Raw genomic sequence first — 15,940 nt, 5'->3', positions numbered from 1 at the left:
GCGGACTGTTAATCCGTATGTCACTGGTTCGAGTCCAGTCAGAGGAGCCATTTTCAAGAAAGCAGACGTTCACTAACGTCTGCTTTCTGCATTTCTATCAATTGGTTATCCCCTCTCAGTCGTTCACCCTCGTTCACTAAAAACCACTCGAAGCCATATCATTTTGATGGTAAAAATGCTGGTAATGCTGGTTCGATTTCCCTTTTACCAACAAATGAGGGGGTGTTTTCATGTCACTGACTGATATTAAAGCAAAAAATGCAAAACCCCTTGAGAAGGAATACAAGCTGACTGATGGCTTTGGTATGTTCCTTCGTGTTACCCCTAAAGGTTCGAAATACTGGCAAATGGCCTACCGTTTCGAAGGGAAGCAAAAACTTTTCTCTATCGGTGTTTACCCTGCTGTTTCTCTTTCTGACGCAAGACAACGCCGTGACGAGGCCAGAAGGCTTCTGGCTCAGGGTATTGACCCTAATGCAAAGAAACAGGCAGAGGTTAAAGAGCTTAAAGCCAAACGTGATAATACACGCTCCTTCAGAACAGTAGCCAAAGCGTGGTTCTCCACGAAAACAAAATGGTCTGATGATTATGGTGATGCCGTATGGAAGCGCCTTGAAACTTATGTCTTCCCGGTAATCGGTGACAAAGATGTTGCCGAACTGGATACGGGTGATCTGCTGGTTCCGGTGAAAAAAGTGGAGGCACTTGGTTATCTTGAAGTTGCCATGCGCATTCAACAATACATTACGGCAATCCTGCGTCATGCCGTCCAGCAAAAGCTGATACGCCATAACCCAGCCTATGATATGGAAGGTGCAGTTCAGAAACCACAAACTGAACACCGCCCTGCACTTGAGCTGGAAGAAATACCCCAGCTACTGAACAAAATTGCCGAATACAAAGGCCGCAGGTTAACCATACTGGCAATACAGCTCAATCTGATGATTTTCATTCGCTCCAGTGAGTTGCGTTTCGCTCGCTGGTCAGAAATTGATTTCAAAAGTAAGTTATGGGTGATACCCGAACAGCGTGAAGCGATTGAAAACGTCAAACATTCAACTCGTGGGGCTAAAATGAAGCGTAAGCACTTCGTTCCCCTTTGTAAGCAGGCCATGAAGATATTGAAAGAGATCCGACAACTGACTTATGAAGAAGGTCAAGATGATGGGTTAATCTTTACTGGCTGTTATGACTCGTTTAAACCTATGAGTGAAAACACCATCAACAAAGCCCTCCGCAATATGGGCTATGACACGAAGCAGGACATCTGTGGACACGGTTTCCGAACACTGGCCTGTAGTGCCTTAATTGAGTCCGGGCTATGGTCAGAAGACGCTGTAGAGCTTCAGATGAGCCATAAGGAAAGCAACAGTGTCCGGGCAGCTTATACCCACAAGGCTAAACACCTTGATCAACGCCGTCTGATGCTTCAGTGGTGGGCTGATTTCCTTGATGCTAACAGTAACGATATGGTCAGACCGTTTGAGTTTGCTTCAAATAAATAAAGGGAAAGGCCGTTCGCGGCCTTTCAACTTCATGCTTAATTACAGTCTATGCTGAATATGATACTGAATCTTTCTCTATCGCTAAACCAGCGATTTTTTCCAGCATTATTTCCCAGAGTGCGTATTTTCTTTTGTGCTCAATAAACAGAGATTTTAAATACTCTTCTGTTGAAGGGATTTTTTCAGTCCATGTAATATCTTTACTGTAATCAATGCTTTTTTTCATATCAGATGCCGCATAGGTGTAGTATTTACTCTGAGAACGACTGATACTGTCCTCTGCCAGCACTCTACGGAGCAGAGTTGCAGAACATGCATAACCATGCCTGTAAAGCTCACTCGATAAGGTACGAACAAAAGAACCGCGTAATAAAGACATCATCTCTGCGATTTCATTTTCACTCGCATTCATGACTTCAGAATCAAGTTTTCCATAACTATCTGTCCCGGACAAGAAAAGAATAACAAACGGAAAGCCTTTTATCTTTGCTATGCCAGAGAACAAATCCAGTGAGTCAATATTTTTCTCTACCCGATTATAGATATTATAAAAAACAACATCACACCTGTTCTTAAATCCGTCTATACAAATTGTTTTTGCCTGCTGAATCTCGCCTTCTTCAATCAACGCCAGAGCCAACACCTCAGTCCATTTATCACGAAGCCCTGCCTGATCAACTGATTTATCTTCTTTGATTTTATTGAGAACCTGAATGGCTTCCTCAGTGCACAGTTCATCAACCAGCAACTCAGCAAACTTAATGATGTATTCTGGCTGGTTCAGTTTTCTTTTCTCAAAGCATTGCCTGATGAAATCAACATCCCTGATATACAGACTTAACTCAACAGCATCATTAACATCACCTGTCTTAAGAAGACTTTCCCTTAAAGCACGAATAACATTGTATCCCAGATCTTTTTTATACTTATCAAAAATATCAAAGTTAAAATATACATCACCTTTAAGTACGGAAAGTATTTTATCCGCTATAACATCAATGCTTTTGTCTTTTTGTAGGGACAGGGATTTTAACCATATTTCGACAGCACCATTATAATAGTCCATCCATGATCCATCTGATGTATCAGCAATTTCGCTGACTTTATCAAATGAGAGCAGTAAATCATGGCAAAACGCCTCGGTTTTTTCAGGCAGCGTTGATACCGTCTTTTCAAGTGGAAATATGACATTCCTGTATAGCCCCTCAAAAAAAACCGCTGCTTCATAATAATCATAAAAGCGTTTTGTTTTAATTACCCTTTTGTATTCAGTCTCAGCCTTTTTCAGTGATTCTTCTGGAGTTAACAGATATTTATTAATAATAAAGGATTTTGCCTGACCATTACTCTCTGCAATATCACAAATTATTTGCATGAGTTGATCGGCAGGCATTTCCTTGAGTAAAGCAAGTTGTTTCTTGTTCAGTTTAGCCATCATCACATCCTGATAATGTTTGGTAGACGCATAAAAGCTAATTGTACTAATACAAGGACAGGACATTCAATAAATGCATTAACATAATGATTTAAAAAGAAATCTGCAGCACACTGTTCATTGATGAAATGCACTATTTACCGTAAAATATCCCCCATCACACAGTAACCTGATACAGATACGTGGAATGGTCAATGAACAAACTTTCGCCTGAAATGCCCGAACTGCAATCAATGAATATCACTGCCGATAACATCACCAAACTTAAATCATTGTTTCCTGAAGCTTTTAATGAAGACAGTGTTGATTTTGAGGTTTTAAAGCAGCTTTTGGGTGAAAATGTAGACGACAAAGAAGAACGCTATGGCCTGAACTGGCATGGTAAACGTCAGGCTCGTCAGCTTGCTCTTACCCCTTCCCGTGGCACCTTGCGTCCATGCAAAGATGAAAGCGTTGATTGGGATAATACCAAGAACCTCATGATCGAGGGCGATAACCTTGAAGTGTTAAAACTTCTTCAAAAAAGTTACGCTGGAAAAGTTAAGCTTATATATATTGATCCTCCTTACAACACCGGTAAAGATTTTGTTTATTCTGATAACTTCCAAGATAACATGAAAAATTATCTTGAAATGACAGGACAAACAGAAGATGGGGTACGAATCACCACAAACGCAGAAACCAGTGGGCGTTATCACACAGACTGGTTGAATATGATGTATCCACGTATTAAACTTGCAAGAAATCTTCTCAAAGAGGATGGGTTTATATTTTTAAGCATTGATGACAATGAAGTTAATAACTTGAAATTAATGTGCGATGATATTTTTGGGCAAGAAAATTTTGTTGCCAATGTCATTTGGCAAAAAAAATATAGCACAAAAGCAGATTCAAAAAACTTTTCAGAGTCACATGACTATATTCTTTGCTACAAAAAATCAGACCAATCAAAAATACTCGGTTTACCAAGAAGTAAGCAACAAGAATCAACATACAAGAATTTAGATAATGACCCTAGGGGTGTATGGGCTTCAGATAATCTTCTCAGAACTGAAGTCAGAGATTATGCAGTTTTTGGTATCACATCCCCCTCGGGGATGGAACATTATCCTCCCGCTGGTAGTAGTTGGAGATTTAACAAGGATAAAATTGAAGAGTTAATTTCTGATAACAGAATATGGTTTGGCGAAGATGGTAATAACAAGCCTCGACTAAAAAGATTTCGCTCAGAGGTGAGAGACACTATTCCTCCACAAACTCTTTGGGGATTTGAGCATGTTGGGCATACAGATGAAGGTACAAAACAGTTAGCAGAACTATTTGATAGCACACGTTCACCATTTCCTAATCCAAAACCCGTAAGGTTGCTACAGCGGATTATACAAATAGCGACCAAAGAAAATGATATTATCATGGATTTTTTTGCTGGAAGTGGTACTACGGGGCAAGCAGTGTACGAATTGAACGAGACGGATAAACAAGATAGAAAGTTCATTCTGGTTCAACTCCCTGAAACACTATCTAAAAGCAATAAGGAAGATCTTTCTGCAATCTACTTCTGCGAAGAGCTTGATAAGCCATTGTATCTATCTGAATTAACGAAAGAACGCCTCCGCCGTGCAGGTAATAAGGTTAAAGCAATTAATCCAGACTGGAATGGAGATACCGGTTTTCGTGTGTTCAAACTTGATACATCCAACATCCGACCGTGGGAAGCGACGGCTGAAACACTTTCAGAACAGCTTGATGCCTATGTAAGCCCAATCCTCGAAGGACGTAGTGAAGAAGATTTACTCACAGAGTTGATGCTCAAACGTGGCATTGACCTGAATGTAAACATTGAAACCCGTCAGTTTGATGGATTAACAGTTTCTAGCGTCGAAGGTGGCAAATTATTTACCTGCTTTGCCAGTCAAATCCCAGCCTCTTCAGTTGAAGGACTGACTAAGGGGATCCTTGACTGGCATAAAAGCTTTAAGGCTGGCAAAGATACTGTCTGCTATTTCCTTGATGACGCATTTGAAAATAACGTTGCTAAAACAAATCTTTGCGCCATTCTGGAACAGCATGGCCTGACAAACTTGCACAGCCTGTAAGGGAATGAGATGAAACTACATTTTGAATCTGACCTTACCTATCAGCAAAACGCCATAACTTCGGTCTGTGATTTGTTTGTGGGACAGGAGAAGTGGGAGAGCGAAATGACTGTGCTGGCCCCAGCTCAGGGTGCTCTCTCATTTGAAGGCGCAACAGGTTCAATGCCTGTAAATCCACAAATACCCGAAGATGATGTTCTGCTAAAAAACTTAAACAATGTTCAGTTGAAAAATCAGCTTCCTCCCTCACCTATGCTCGACAGCCATGATTTTACTGTCGAGATGGAAACAGGGACAGGTAAAACGTATGTTTATCTTCGCACCATGCTTGAGTTGAACAAACGCTACGGCATGAGTAAATTTATTATTGTTGTTCCTTCCGTTGCCATCAAGGAAGGCGTGTATAAAACACTACAAATCACTGAAGAGCATTTCAAAAGCCTTTATGCGGGAGTTCCATACGAATACTATCTGTATGACTCGGCAAAACCTGCGGATGTGAGAAATTTTGCAACCAGCTCTGTTATGCAGATCATGGTAATGACGGTTGGTGCAATTAACAAAAAAGACGTTAATAAGCTCTATCAGTCCAGTGAAAAAACGACCGTTGACGATATGGATAAGCCAATTGATCTGATACGTGCCACACGTCCAATTATTATTGTAGACGAACCGCAAAGTGTTGATGGTGGTTTAAACGGTGCGGGTAAAACCGCACTTGATGCAATGCATCCCATGTTCACCTTACGCTATTCAGCGACACATGTGCATAAACATCATATGGTCTATCGTCTCGATGCCATTGATGCTTACAATCAGAAGCTGGTCAAACAGATCGAAGTTGCCGGGCTTGAAGTCCAGAATGCAAGCAACAGCCCCTATGTAAAACTGGTCAGTATTAACAGTAATAAAAATAACATTAACGCGACTGTTATTGTTGATATAGCCGATAAAAAAGGGAGCGTAAATCGTTCTGAGATTACAGTGTATGACGGTATGACACTTGATGACGAAACAGGACGTGATATTTATCAGGGTTACCGGATAAGCGAGATCCGAACTGGCAAAGAGGGTTATCTTACACTGGAAACACCTTCTGATACCTACTATATGAAAGTCGGTGATGTCGTGGGGGATATTGACCCTATGCTCATCCAGCGTCATATGATCAGACGTACAATCCGTGAACATCTGGATAAAGAACTTCGCCTGAATACTCAGCAAATCAAGGTTCTTACCCTATTTTTCATTGATAAGGTTGATTTCTATCGCCAGACTAATGAAGAAGGACTGCTTGAACCGGGTGAATATGCCCGCATCTTTGAAGAAGAATATCTAAAGGCCATTAAAAGCCCCGCATATAAAACTTTGGTTCCTTCTCATCCAGAACATGCTAAAGACGTTCATGATGGTTATTTCTCCATTGATAAAAAAGGTGCATGGGCTGAAACAAGCGAAAGCAATAATGCAGGCCGCGAAAATGCGGAACGCGGTTATAACCTCATCATGAAAAATAAAGAGAAGCTTTTGAGTTTCTCGAATCCGGTGAGGTTTATTTTTTCACACTCTGCTTTGAAAGAAGGCTGGGATAATCCCAATGTATTCCAGATCTGTAGCCTCCGAGAGATGGGAAGTGAACGAGAACGTCGTCAAACATTAGGACGTGGTCTTCGCCTGTGTGTTAACCAAGAGGGTGAACGTGTTCGTGATGAAAGCATTAACATTCTGACTGTCGTTGCCAGTGAAAATTATGAAGCCTATGCCGAACGACTACAGAGCGAAATTGAGAACGAAACAGGCATCCGTTTTGGTATCATCGAAAAAGATGCGTTTGCCCATCTGATCTTCTCTGATTCCTCACAAGTTGTGGGTATCGCCGGTTCACATGAGATTTGGTCTGAACTACAGACCGAAGGTTATCTGGAAAAATCGGGGAAAATCACAAAAGCCCTGAAAGAAGTGTTATTCGAAGACACTTTTGTTGTTAGTGAGAAGTATGCCTCACTACAGGAACAAATTGAAACTATCCTGCGTAAATCAGCAGGGCGACTCAATATAAACAATGCTGATGAACGTAAAACAATCAAATACCGGAAAGAAGTCTTAAACAGCCCGGAATTCGAAGCGTTATGGCAGCGCATTTGTCAAAAAACGCTGTATCGGCTAGCATTTGATGAAGAAGAATTGATCAAATCCTGTACGAAATCACTTTCTGAAATGCAGCCTGTAGCAAAAGCAATGGTCAGTTTCAGCAAAGCAACAATCAAACAAAGTCAATCTGGCCTTGATGTTAAAGCTCTGTCTAATGGAACAACAAGCTCTGTAGTTGATGTTGCAGAGCAGCCATTGCCAGATATTCTTGGTGTTCTACAGGAAAAAACCGGACTGACAAGACGCAGTTTAAGCACCATCCTGAAAGAGAGTGGAAGACTCGCTGATTTTGCTAAAAATCCACAGCAGTTTATCAGTGAAGCTATAGGCCGAATCAACTACTGCAAACGCCTGTCAATTGTTGATGGTATTAAATATTATCCACTAAAAGGAGAGGTGTATGCGCAAAGTCTCTTTATGGATAAAGAGCTAACAGGATATGCCCGTAATCTTTTTGAAACCTCGTCTAAGTCAGTTTACGAATACGTTCCTAAAGATTCTGAAGTCGAAAGCCGTTTCGCTCAGGAACTCGAAGAACAGGATGAAGTTAAGCTTTATGTGAAGCTGCCGGGATGGTTTAAAATCCCGACGCCACTGGGAACCTACAATCCTGACTGGGCGTTAGTTATTGAAGACAATGGTGAAGAACATATTTACTTTGTTGTAGAGACAAAAAGTAAACACATTGGTCTTGGTCATGAAGAAGATGCGAAGATAGCCTGTGGAACTGCACATTTTAGTGCTTTAAAAGCAGAAAAAATCAATGCAGCAAAATATGTTCGAGCCACAGCCATTACAGAAATAATGAGCAGCCTTTAAATTATATAACTGGCCTTTTAGGAGGCCAGTTTATAATTTACAAAATTAAAACATAAAAAATACACATTCAGTTTTATTTTGTCTTCCGTTGCTAGCTACAGCTATAGTAACCCTATACTCAGAAAATTTCTTATGAAAATTCGATATGATATTATAACCTTATATTTCAATCAAAACAAGATGCTCTATCCCATGTAAGAACACCAGCCTTCCAATTTGTAACCCTCATTTCTAACATCCATATGTCGCCTGAACGATAAACAATAGAGTGTTTAGTTACCATATCAGTAGATTGACCGCCTGAAAAAACACAAAGGAGGTGTTTTCCAAGATTTAATGTTTTATAAACATCACCACCTCCAGTTGTGGAAGATTCAAATACAACACTGTATATCTTTTCATTAAATTTAAATTTTGCCCATAACCCATTAACACAACTTAATGCAGAACCTTCATCATCTCTCCCTTGTAAACCATTAGGTGAGCAACCACCGCCAGTGGATACTTTCCCATTTATATAAACAAACTCACCTGCATTTATCCTTCCATCAGAATTTATGTTTCCATTTGAATGGATGTAATTAGAATTAAGATTTCCTGATGCCCAAACATATGATGCATTGACAGTTCCTGAATTTGCATATATATCACCATCAGTCACAAAAGCCTTTTTTGCGTATACTGTTCCATCCGCATTCAAAGCAGCAGCCATCTTTTTATTACTATCAGCCGCAACCCCTATATTTCCAACCGCATACATGTTTTCTCCTGCATTTACAGATTTTCTCACATACGCAATACCATTTGTAGAAAAATCTCCTTTGGCATAAATATAGTCATTGGAAATGATACCTTTGCCTGAGTTTATTACACCTCCAACTGTTAAATCTTTAGAGACATTCAAGTTATTGTCGAAATTACCTGTTCCGGATGCATTTATGTCTTTTATATTATTAATACTATTGCCTCCCATATTCAGGTCGCCTGTCATTGGCAATGTTCCATCACGACGCAGGTAAACAGAATACATCGCAGAATCATATCCAACACGATAGGCCATAAGACCTGCACTGGTGATATTACTGTAAACTGTTGATGTTTCTTTCCATGCACCCTGCAAACCTGATGCTAACGTTGCTGATTGCGTCATACCACTGTCAATACCCGCTGTTTGCATGGCTTTCCCTAATAAATCATAACGTGTTTTACCGCCTTCAATCCATGCCGTCGATGTCGTTATAAGACCATTAATAACAAAGTTAGGTGAAGTTCCATCTCGTTTTAATATGATTTTATACGAGGATTTATTAGCATTAGTGCCTGTGTAGGTTGAAGGTAGCAAACCTTCGTTAATCAATGTCTGGTAAGTAATTTCACATACTGAACCTGAACAGGTTCTTGGCCCCGGATCGGTTCCTGTTCCGGCAGCATTGGATAAGGTTGATAATTTATCATAACGGATATTTATATAGCCATTAACTGCTTCACCGATCTGTTTCATTTGTTGCCCGACAGCAGAAGCCAATATACTCTCCTGTTCATTTTTCATATCCTGAAACTTCATAAAAGCCACTATCGTCCCAACACCTAAAACAAGAGTTAATTCTAGTAAAGAGAATCCTTTTTTAATTTTCATTTTCATCGTCCTATTTTATATTCACGTATTAATTAATTATCAAATAACAAACAAAAATCAAGATACAGATAAAAACAAATCCCCAGCCATATTAAAATTAAGCTAGAGATTTGTCAGGACGTGAAATATAAACCTAAAAATTATATTTTATTATTTTATAGATGAAAAAATCTGATTATATAAGATTATGAATCATTATACTGATAGATATATCATCATAAATAGAATGTCAAATCTTTTAATGAAAGTTAACGATAATTATCTATTGGAATTTTTTCTCAAATAAGTGTCAAATAGTTTATATGCATTATCAAGTTTTCCTTCCTTTCATGCTCGCCAGAAATAACATTCCGCTTCTTTTAAATCTTTCTTTATCATCTGGATGTAGGTGGGGTATCTCTAGTAGCATACCTAAAACAAGATCCTTATCCACCGTAAAAACATCACAATCAAGAGCCTTGGCAACTTCAGCCCCTAAAATTATTTTCTGACGTGTCTCTATCTGTTTAGCTTCTTTCTTAGACTTATATTGCAAACGATTTAAACGCATCTGAGCAGATGCTAATTGCTGCTCCAGTGTCTTTTTTATTCGTGGTTTCTTTCTGGTTTGTTCTTTATCTGAAATATCACTCATTTTCTATCCTCTTATAGTTCCATGATACATATATATTTCTTATAAATATGTTAGTCAATGAGGATATTTGAAAAATTGGATTATTATTTCTTTTTATGCGATGGGAGCTTTTCTTTTAAAATATTAAAGCAGTTGATAACATTCTCATGCTCTACTGAAAAATGATCTATACTCCTTTTCAGAAGATCATTGGCAACATCAACGATAAATTGACTTCTTTCACTATGATTATAGACAGTAAATACATCAGCTATCCAATGATAGCAGCAAAGCGTCAACAAAATACAATAGTCTTGATATTCTTTAATACCTGATAAAAAAGTATATCCGTTATAATCTACTTGCCTTGTTCTTCTATAATATTGCCTAAGCGTGGGTTTCATTATTATTAAATTATATTTAACTATATCATAGTGAATGTCATCCTGAACGTAGTCGTTTTTAAGAAAGAAACTATTGCTATGAACATATAAAGCATAGGCAATGGTTTCAGTTGAGACTCCATATTTCTCACACAGAGCCTTTGAGACAACAGAATTGTTTTCAATATGTCTTATAAACTCACTTTCCTTCAAGTTTTTTGTTTTCAATTTTTTCATGTATTACCTCTTATAAAAATTATAATATCATCATTAATGAATGCTTTAACGACGAAATGGCACTGGTTTTCTCCATTCAAACTCTGCCTCAAACCTTTCTTTATTTCTTTCATTTTTGATCTGACAAGATATACGATTGTTGAGGATCTTTTTTCGAGCAATTTTTAAAACTTCTTTCATTTCACATTTTACAAGCTTTCTACCTTTAATTTTCATTTCTTCATATATGGCATTATTGATAAAATCTCTTTCTTTAGCTGATAGTATCTTTAATCTTCCTTGCTCATCCGCATTATTTGAAATGGTATTAATTGTTTCATCTTCTTTTTCTTCCATATCAACTCTACTCTTTTTTTGTTTTTTTGATTTTTGCTCTTTTCTAATCGAGCGGACTTGATCACGAGCAATAAATTTGACAGTTTGTTTTTCTTTTTTATTTAGTGCTTTACCTTTTAACTTAGCGGCTTCTTCCAGAAAATCATCTATTATCTTTTTTTCATTCTCAGTAAGATTTTGTATCCATCCCATTCTTAGTTTTTTTGTTTTACTTTCCATATCATTACCTTTTTATTTATATTTTTTAATTAATACAATTAAAAAACAAAAAACTCAAATTAATCCATGCACCATATTTAATTTATAAGCCTACTTATCTTTCGTTAGTGCCTTGATGAAATGGCACCTACCTACTGATATTTTTAAAATTATTTTTTTGTACTAGTAGTACTAGAATTTTATTAGATTAGGTTCTGGGGTTTTAGATAGCGACTTTCAGTCGTAGTAGTTTTCCGTCAGGAAAACTTAGTTTTTCTGCAAGCTTCACCCCCCTAACCCCCCGTAAAAAAATACTATTGTAATATTTTTTTTAGGTTCGCAGGTTGGCGATTCTCACCGTAGCTATTGAGTTCCAGCACGTTTCCATTACTGGGACACCCCATCGGACTCCTACAGATACATCATGATCATTTAAAGCATTTTCTCGTTTTACTAAAGAAAATTATACTACCGCTTTATAGATTTTAGATGAACGCTTCAAGTTGGTGGCTACCGACTTCCCCCCGTTTATATGCCACCTACAATAACCTAAGAACAAAACAGTTTTTAACACATGATGTCCAAAGATTCTTAGACCTGATACACAGGTTTAACGTTATTGCTTTTGAAGACTAAAATGTTTTTGGAAATGGTATTTGAAAAGCTTATAAAAAGTTGAGATTTAGATTTGACAAATATGAAAAGATTATTTAATACTTTATTATATTTGTAATCACGTTATTCCTCTAACTGATTACAAGGCTTCAAAAGTCGGCAAAACTTTTTTAGTCCTTAAAAAGTCAACTTTGATAAGTTGGCTTTTTTTGTATCTTTATTTTATTTACAACACAACATTTTACTTGTCAAATAAAACAACCTAACTTTATTAAAAATAAAAAAGACCAGACAAACTTAAATATATTTCGTCAAAAAACACATTTAACATATGATCTAATGGATTTTTATTTGATTTTTACTGTTTAATCAGCAATAACTCAAATGGTTATGATACAAAAGGTGATAACAAAAATGGTGTTTACAAGACTCTGCACAAAAATGCAACAAGCTCTATATGTAATCATGCAACATATACAATCAAAATCATTAACCTAAATCATCTAATATTCCCCACGTTACTTGACTCTCTTTCCTTATGGTTTATTTTTCACCCTTTGCTTTTTCACTCTTATTTTAAGTCCGAACCTACACCATCCATTTTTTTAAAAAACTGTCGTTATAAGTCTGTTTTAGTGCATTTAGCTTTTCCCGCCTTACGGCGGGAGGGAAATTAACTCTTTTGCCCTTACGGGCGCTCTCTAAAACCATAATCATTAAGATTCGTGTAATACCTCAGCCGTTCATCCGAATCTAGCCCCGTTAATTTCACAGACATTAAAACTAGCGTTATTATTTAACTATAGAAAAGCTTTATACATTGTCGTTATTTTTAGCTCCTTTAGGAGATATAAAAATAAAGCAATGCCCACCTATACACTGCTACGCAGTGTGTGGGGTCTACCGACGGTTGCCTGCCGCAGGCTAACACCGTTTCCTTCGGAAACAAGGTCAACGTCAACACCAGAGTTTTTCTTGCGAAAAACTAAAACCAGCATAGTCGCATTGGAGATTTATATTTTGGTTTGTTATTTAAAATTATATTGAGGTTCTTTTTATTGTATGGCTATTTTTCATCTTGATTTTAAAATTGTGAAACGTTCAGAAGGCAGGTCTTCCGTTGCGAAGGCTGCCTATCATGCTCGTACACGTATAACAGATGAAAGAACAGGTGATACGTATGATTACAGTCGCCGTACTGATTTATATGGGCACTTCATATTAGCTCCAGCTAATGCACCAGAACACATCGTAAAAGACTCTACAGCATTGTGGAATGAAGTTGAACGGGTCGAGCGTCAGCAAAATGGTCAAACAGCCCGTTATTTCGATGTTTCCATTCCTACCGAGTTAAATAATGATGAAAAGAAAAAACTTGTCCTTGAGTATTGTCAGAAAAATTTCGTTGATAAAGGTATGATTGCTGATATCGCTTTCCATGATCTCGATAGCGACAACCCACATGCTCACGTTATGTTGACGTTAAAAACCATTGGCCCGGAAGGGTTTGGTAAAAAAGAAAGAAGCTGGAATGACAGAAAAATGTCTGTGTTGTGGCGTGAATCATGGGCATCTATGGCTAACAGCTTCCTCGCTGCTGCTGGTTCGCCAGAACGTATTGATCATCGTTCCCTTCAAGCCCAGCACGAAGAGGCATTAGAAAAAGCGGCGGCTGCTCTGGACAATGAAGAACAAGCACTATGGCTTGCTAAAGCCGCTGAAACAAATCGTCCTCCAATGAAGCGTATCCACAGTGCCAAATGGCGCAGTAAAGCTGCTCAGGAACAAAGAGCCGCAGAACAAGCTGTTCGTGATACAGCCAAGCAAGAAGCCGTTGAAGTCTACAAAACATTCAGCGAACTTGATCTTGAAATCGTCGTTGATGTCAGAAGCTTTACGATTACACATCTTGCTGAACCAGAAGAGATTGTATTACCAGAAACGCGCTCCGGCTCTTCGACCAATGAAACGCAAAGACCTGTTTTGGTTGCACCAGCTCCTCATACTCGTATGCGTGGCGTTAAATCTTACCGTGATAAAACAAAAGTCAGTAAAGTTGTTGCTGGTAAAAAACCATCGGTCAGTATTTCTGATTCTGGATCAAATACTATTCTGCAAACATCCTCCTCTCAAAACCCAAACAGGGCATCCAGAAGCGCCCCTGAACGTGTTAAAAGGAAACAGACTATTCCGCGTCAGGATAATATCTTTAAACGCTTTACAGCCCTTTTGGTTGATTTTATCAGGGGTAAATTTATATGGGCTAAAACAGGCAAAACTAAAGTTGATATTATCAGTGAAGAACATGATAAACGTATTGCTGAAAACTATGTCTTTGATGAGGTATTAGGCCGTCATGTTCTACGCCCTGAATATGAGAAACGAGCTAAGTTTAACCAAGATGACTACAAGCCAACGACTGACGAGATCACCCGTTTCCCAAGCCGTCCGAAGCAGGAACAACCAGAAATCGATCACAGCAAGGATCTAACCCCTTCTATGTCACTTGAGCAGGTCAGAAAGAATAGCTATCAAAGGTTGAGGCAGCCGAGCTATCGTGGCAAGAACTAATCATTCCTGATTTTCTGCATTGATGTAGCCCCCTGAAACACCGGACAGTAGCTGTATCTCCAGATAAGAGATAGGCTTGAATATATGTCTAACACTAACGCCAATTTTGAGATGACCGGGATCCTGTTAGGGCAAGAAGTCCGTAAACGTAAAACTCCTCAGGAGAAGATCGCCATTATCCAGCAGACGATGGAGCCGGGTATGAATGTCTCCCATGTCGCCCGCCTGCATGGTATCCAGCCCAGCCTGCTGTTTAAGTGGAAGAAGCAATATCAGGAAGGCAGCCTCACCGCCGTTGCGGCTGGAGAGGAAGTCGTTCCTGCTTCTGAGCTTACTGCTGCTCTGAAGCAGGTCCGGGAGCTTCAGCGCCTTCTGGGCAAGAAGACGATGGAAGTTGAGATCCTGAAAGAAGCCGTGGAGTACGGTCAGTCGCGAAAATGGATAGCGCACGCGCCCTTGTTGCCAAAGGACGGGGAATAGCCATGGTCAGCCGGACCATGGGCGTGTCGCGTGCGCAACTGTCACTGCGGATTAACCGTTCTGCCGACTGGCAGGACAGGGCCTGTAACCGGCGTAATGAAGAAGCAGACGCAGAAATACTGTCGGCTATCCTCAACATTATCAGCGATATGCCGAGTTATGGTTATCGACGCGTGTGGGGCATCCTGCGCAAGCAACGTCGCACAGAGGGACAGCCACCTGTGAATGCCAAACGGCTTTACAGGATAATGAGCGAGCATAACCTGTTGTTGTTGCATCACAAACCAGAGCGACCGAAGCTTGAACATAAGGGCAAGATAGCGGTGGCAGAAAGCGATATGCGCTGGTGTTCAGATGGCTTCGAGTTCGGCTGCGACAACGGCGAAAAACTGCGGGTAACGTTCGCGCTGGACTGCTGCGACCGTGAGGCCATAGACTGGGCAGCAAGCACGGGAGGCTATGACAGTTCGACCGTGCAGGATGTGATGCTGAGGTCGGTGGAAAAGCGCTTCGGCGACAGGTTGCCCGACACAGCGGTGCAGTGGCTGACGGATAACGGTTCAGCGTATACCGCGTATGAAACGCGGAGGTTCGCGAGAGAGCTGAATCTGGAGCCCTGCACAACAGCGGTGAGCAGCCCGCAGAGTAATGGCATGGCCGAACGGTTCGTGAAAACGATGAAAGAAGACTATATCGCGTTCATGCCAAAACCGGATGTGAGAACAGCACTGCGAAACCTTGCAGTAGCGTTCACGCATTACAATGAAAACCACCCGCACAGCGCGCTGGGATATCACTCCCCGAGGGAATACCGGCGGCAGCGGACATCGTTAACTTAAGATACAAAAGCTGTTCGGAGATGGAG

General features: G+C 39.7%; 10 protein-coding genes. 5 read left to right on the top strand and 5 right to left on the bottom strand.

Annotated features, from left to right (window positions below):
• Positions 1-230 precede the first annotated feature (230 nt).
• Complete coding sequence (locus ADJ24_RS10155) at positions 231-1,505, top strand: tyrosine-type recombinase/integrase (RefSeq protein WP_048702324.1); 1,275 nt, start codon at positions 231-233, stop codon at positions 1,503-1,505.
• A 46-nt stretch (positions 1,506-1,551) separates the two neighbouring features.
• On the opposite strand, the gene ADJ24_RS10150 is transcribed toward ADJ24_RS10155, so the two are convergent.
• Positions 1,552-2,940, bottom strand: a complete 1,389-nt coding sequence (locus tag ADJ24_RS10150; protein WP_048702323.1) for a hypothetical protein — start codon at positions 2,938-2,940, stop codon at positions 1,552-1,554.
• A 194-nt stretch (positions 2,941-3,134) separates the two neighbouring features.
• Between ADJ24_RS10150 and ADJ24_RS10145 the strand changes: the two genes are divergently transcribed.
• Positions 3,135-5,036 carry a site-specific DNA-methyltransferase gene (locus ADJ24_RS10145; protein WP_048702322.1) on the top strand — a complete coding sequence of 634 codons (1,902 nt, stop codon included), beginning with the start codon at positions 3,135-3,137 and terminating at the stop codon, positions 5,034-5,036.
• A gap of 9 nt (positions 5,037-5,045) precedes the next feature.
• Complete coding sequence (locus ADJ24_RS10140; RefSeq protein WP_048702321.1) at positions 5,046-8,006, top strand: type III restriction-modification system endonuclease; 2,961 nt, start codon at positions 5,046-5,048, stop codon at positions 8,004-8,006.
• Between the two features lie 166 nt (positions 8,007-8,172).
• On the opposite strand, the gene pilV is transcribed toward ADJ24_RS10140, so the two are convergent.
• The 4 genes from pilV to ADJ24_RS10125 all read right to left on the bottom strand — a co-directional run bounded on the left by pilV (position 8,173) and on the right by ADJ24_RS10125 (position 11,430).
• Positions 8,173-9,648, bottom strand: a complete 1,476-nt coding sequence (pilV, locus tag ADJ24_RS24130; protein WP_047369716.1) for a shufflon system plasmid conjugative transfer pilus tip adhesin PilV — start codon at positions 9,646-9,648, stop codon at positions 8,173-8,175.
• Between the two features lie 304 nt (positions 9,649-9,952).
• Positions 9,953-10,276 (bottom strand): conjugal transfer protein TraD, encoded by a 324-nt coding sequence (locus ADJ24_RS10135; RefSeq protein WP_001280266.1) that lies wholly within the window; start codon positions 10,274-10,276, stop codon positions 9,953-9,955.
• Positions 10,277-10,359: 83 nt separating this feature from the next.
• Positions 10,360-10,875 carry a hypothetical protein gene (locus tag ADJ24_RS10130; protein ID WP_048702320.1) on the bottom strand — a complete coding sequence of 172 codons (516 nt, stop codon included), beginning with the start codon at positions 10,873-10,875 and terminating at the stop codon, positions 10,360-10,362.
• A 45-nt stretch (positions 10,876-10,920) separates the two neighbouring features.
• Positions 10,921-11,430, bottom strand: a complete 510-nt coding sequence (locus ADJ24_RS10125) for a hypothetical protein (RefSeq protein WP_000444413.1) — start codon at positions 11,428-11,430, stop codon at positions 10,921-10,923.
• A 1,656-nt stretch (positions 11,431-13,086) separates the two neighbouring features.
• On the opposite strand from ADJ24_RS10125, the gene mobQ reads away from it, so the two are divergent.
• Together mobQ and ADJ24_RS10110 are read left to right on the top strand one after the other, a co-directional pair.
• Positions 13,087-14,595 carry a MobQ family relaxase gene (gene mobQ, locus ADJ24_RS10120; protein WP_048702319.1) on the top strand — a complete coding sequence of 503 codons (1,509 nt, stop codon included), beginning with the start codon at positions 13,087-13,089 and terminating at the stop codon, positions 14,593-14,595.
• Between the two features lie 111 nt (positions 14,596-14,706).
• Positions 14,707-15,914 (top strand): IS3 family transposase gene (locus ADJ24_RS10110; RefSeq protein ID WP_152681774.1). Its coding sequence is split into 2 segments (ribosomal slippage): positions 14,707-15,028 and positions 15,028-15,914, totalling 1,209 coding nucleotides; the frame shifts between segments, so codons are not numbered across the junction.
• Positions 15,915-15,940: the final 26 nt, after the last annotated feature.

Origin of the sequence: Enterobacter sp. 940_PEND, assembly GCF_001059415.1 — a bacterium.
GTDB lineage: Bacteria > Pseudomonadota > Gammaproteobacteria > Enterobacterales > Enterobacteriaceae > Enterobacter > Enterobacter cloacae_M.
The sequence above is the reverse complement of the archived record's forward strand: the minus strand, read 5'-3'. Positions and strand labels throughout refer to the sequence as shown.

Bases quoted from the DNA above. Each gene is read 5' to 3' on its own strand.
- ADJ24_RS10155 (WP_048702324.1), top strand. From the start codon at position 231: ATGTCACTGACTGATATTAAAGCAAAAAATGCAAAACCCCTTGAGAAG.
- ADJ24_RS10150 (WP_048702323.1), bottom strand. From the start codon at position 2,940: ATGGCTAAACTGAACAAGAAACAACTTGCTTTACTCAAGGAAATGCCT.
- ADJ24_RS10145 (WP_048702322.1), top strand. From the start codon at position 3,135: ATGAACAAACTTTCGCCTGAAATGCCCGAACTGCAATCAATGAATATC.
- ADJ24_RS10140 (WP_048702321.1), top strand. From the start codon at position 5,046: ATGAAACTACATTTTGAATCTGACCTTACCTATCAGCAAAACGCCATA.
- pilV (WP_047369716.1), bottom strand. From the start codon at position 9,648: ATGAAAATGAAAATTAAAAAAGGATTCTCTTTACTAGAATTAACTCTT.
- ADJ24_RS10135 (WP_001280266.1), bottom strand. From the start codon at position 10,276: ATGAGTGATATTTCAGATAAAGAACAAACCAGAAAGAAACCACGAATA.
- ADJ24_RS10130 (WP_048702320.1), bottom strand. From the start codon at position 10,875: ATGAAAAAATTGAAAACAAAAAACTTGAAGGAAAGTGAGTTTATAAGA.
- ADJ24_RS10125 (WP_000444413.1), bottom strand. From the start codon at position 11,430: ATGGAAAGTAAAACAAAAAAACTAAGAATGGGATGGATACAAAATCTT.
- mobQ (WP_048702319.1), top strand. From the start codon at position 13,087: ATGGCTATTTTTCATCTTGATTTTAAAATTGTGAAACGTTCAGAAGGC.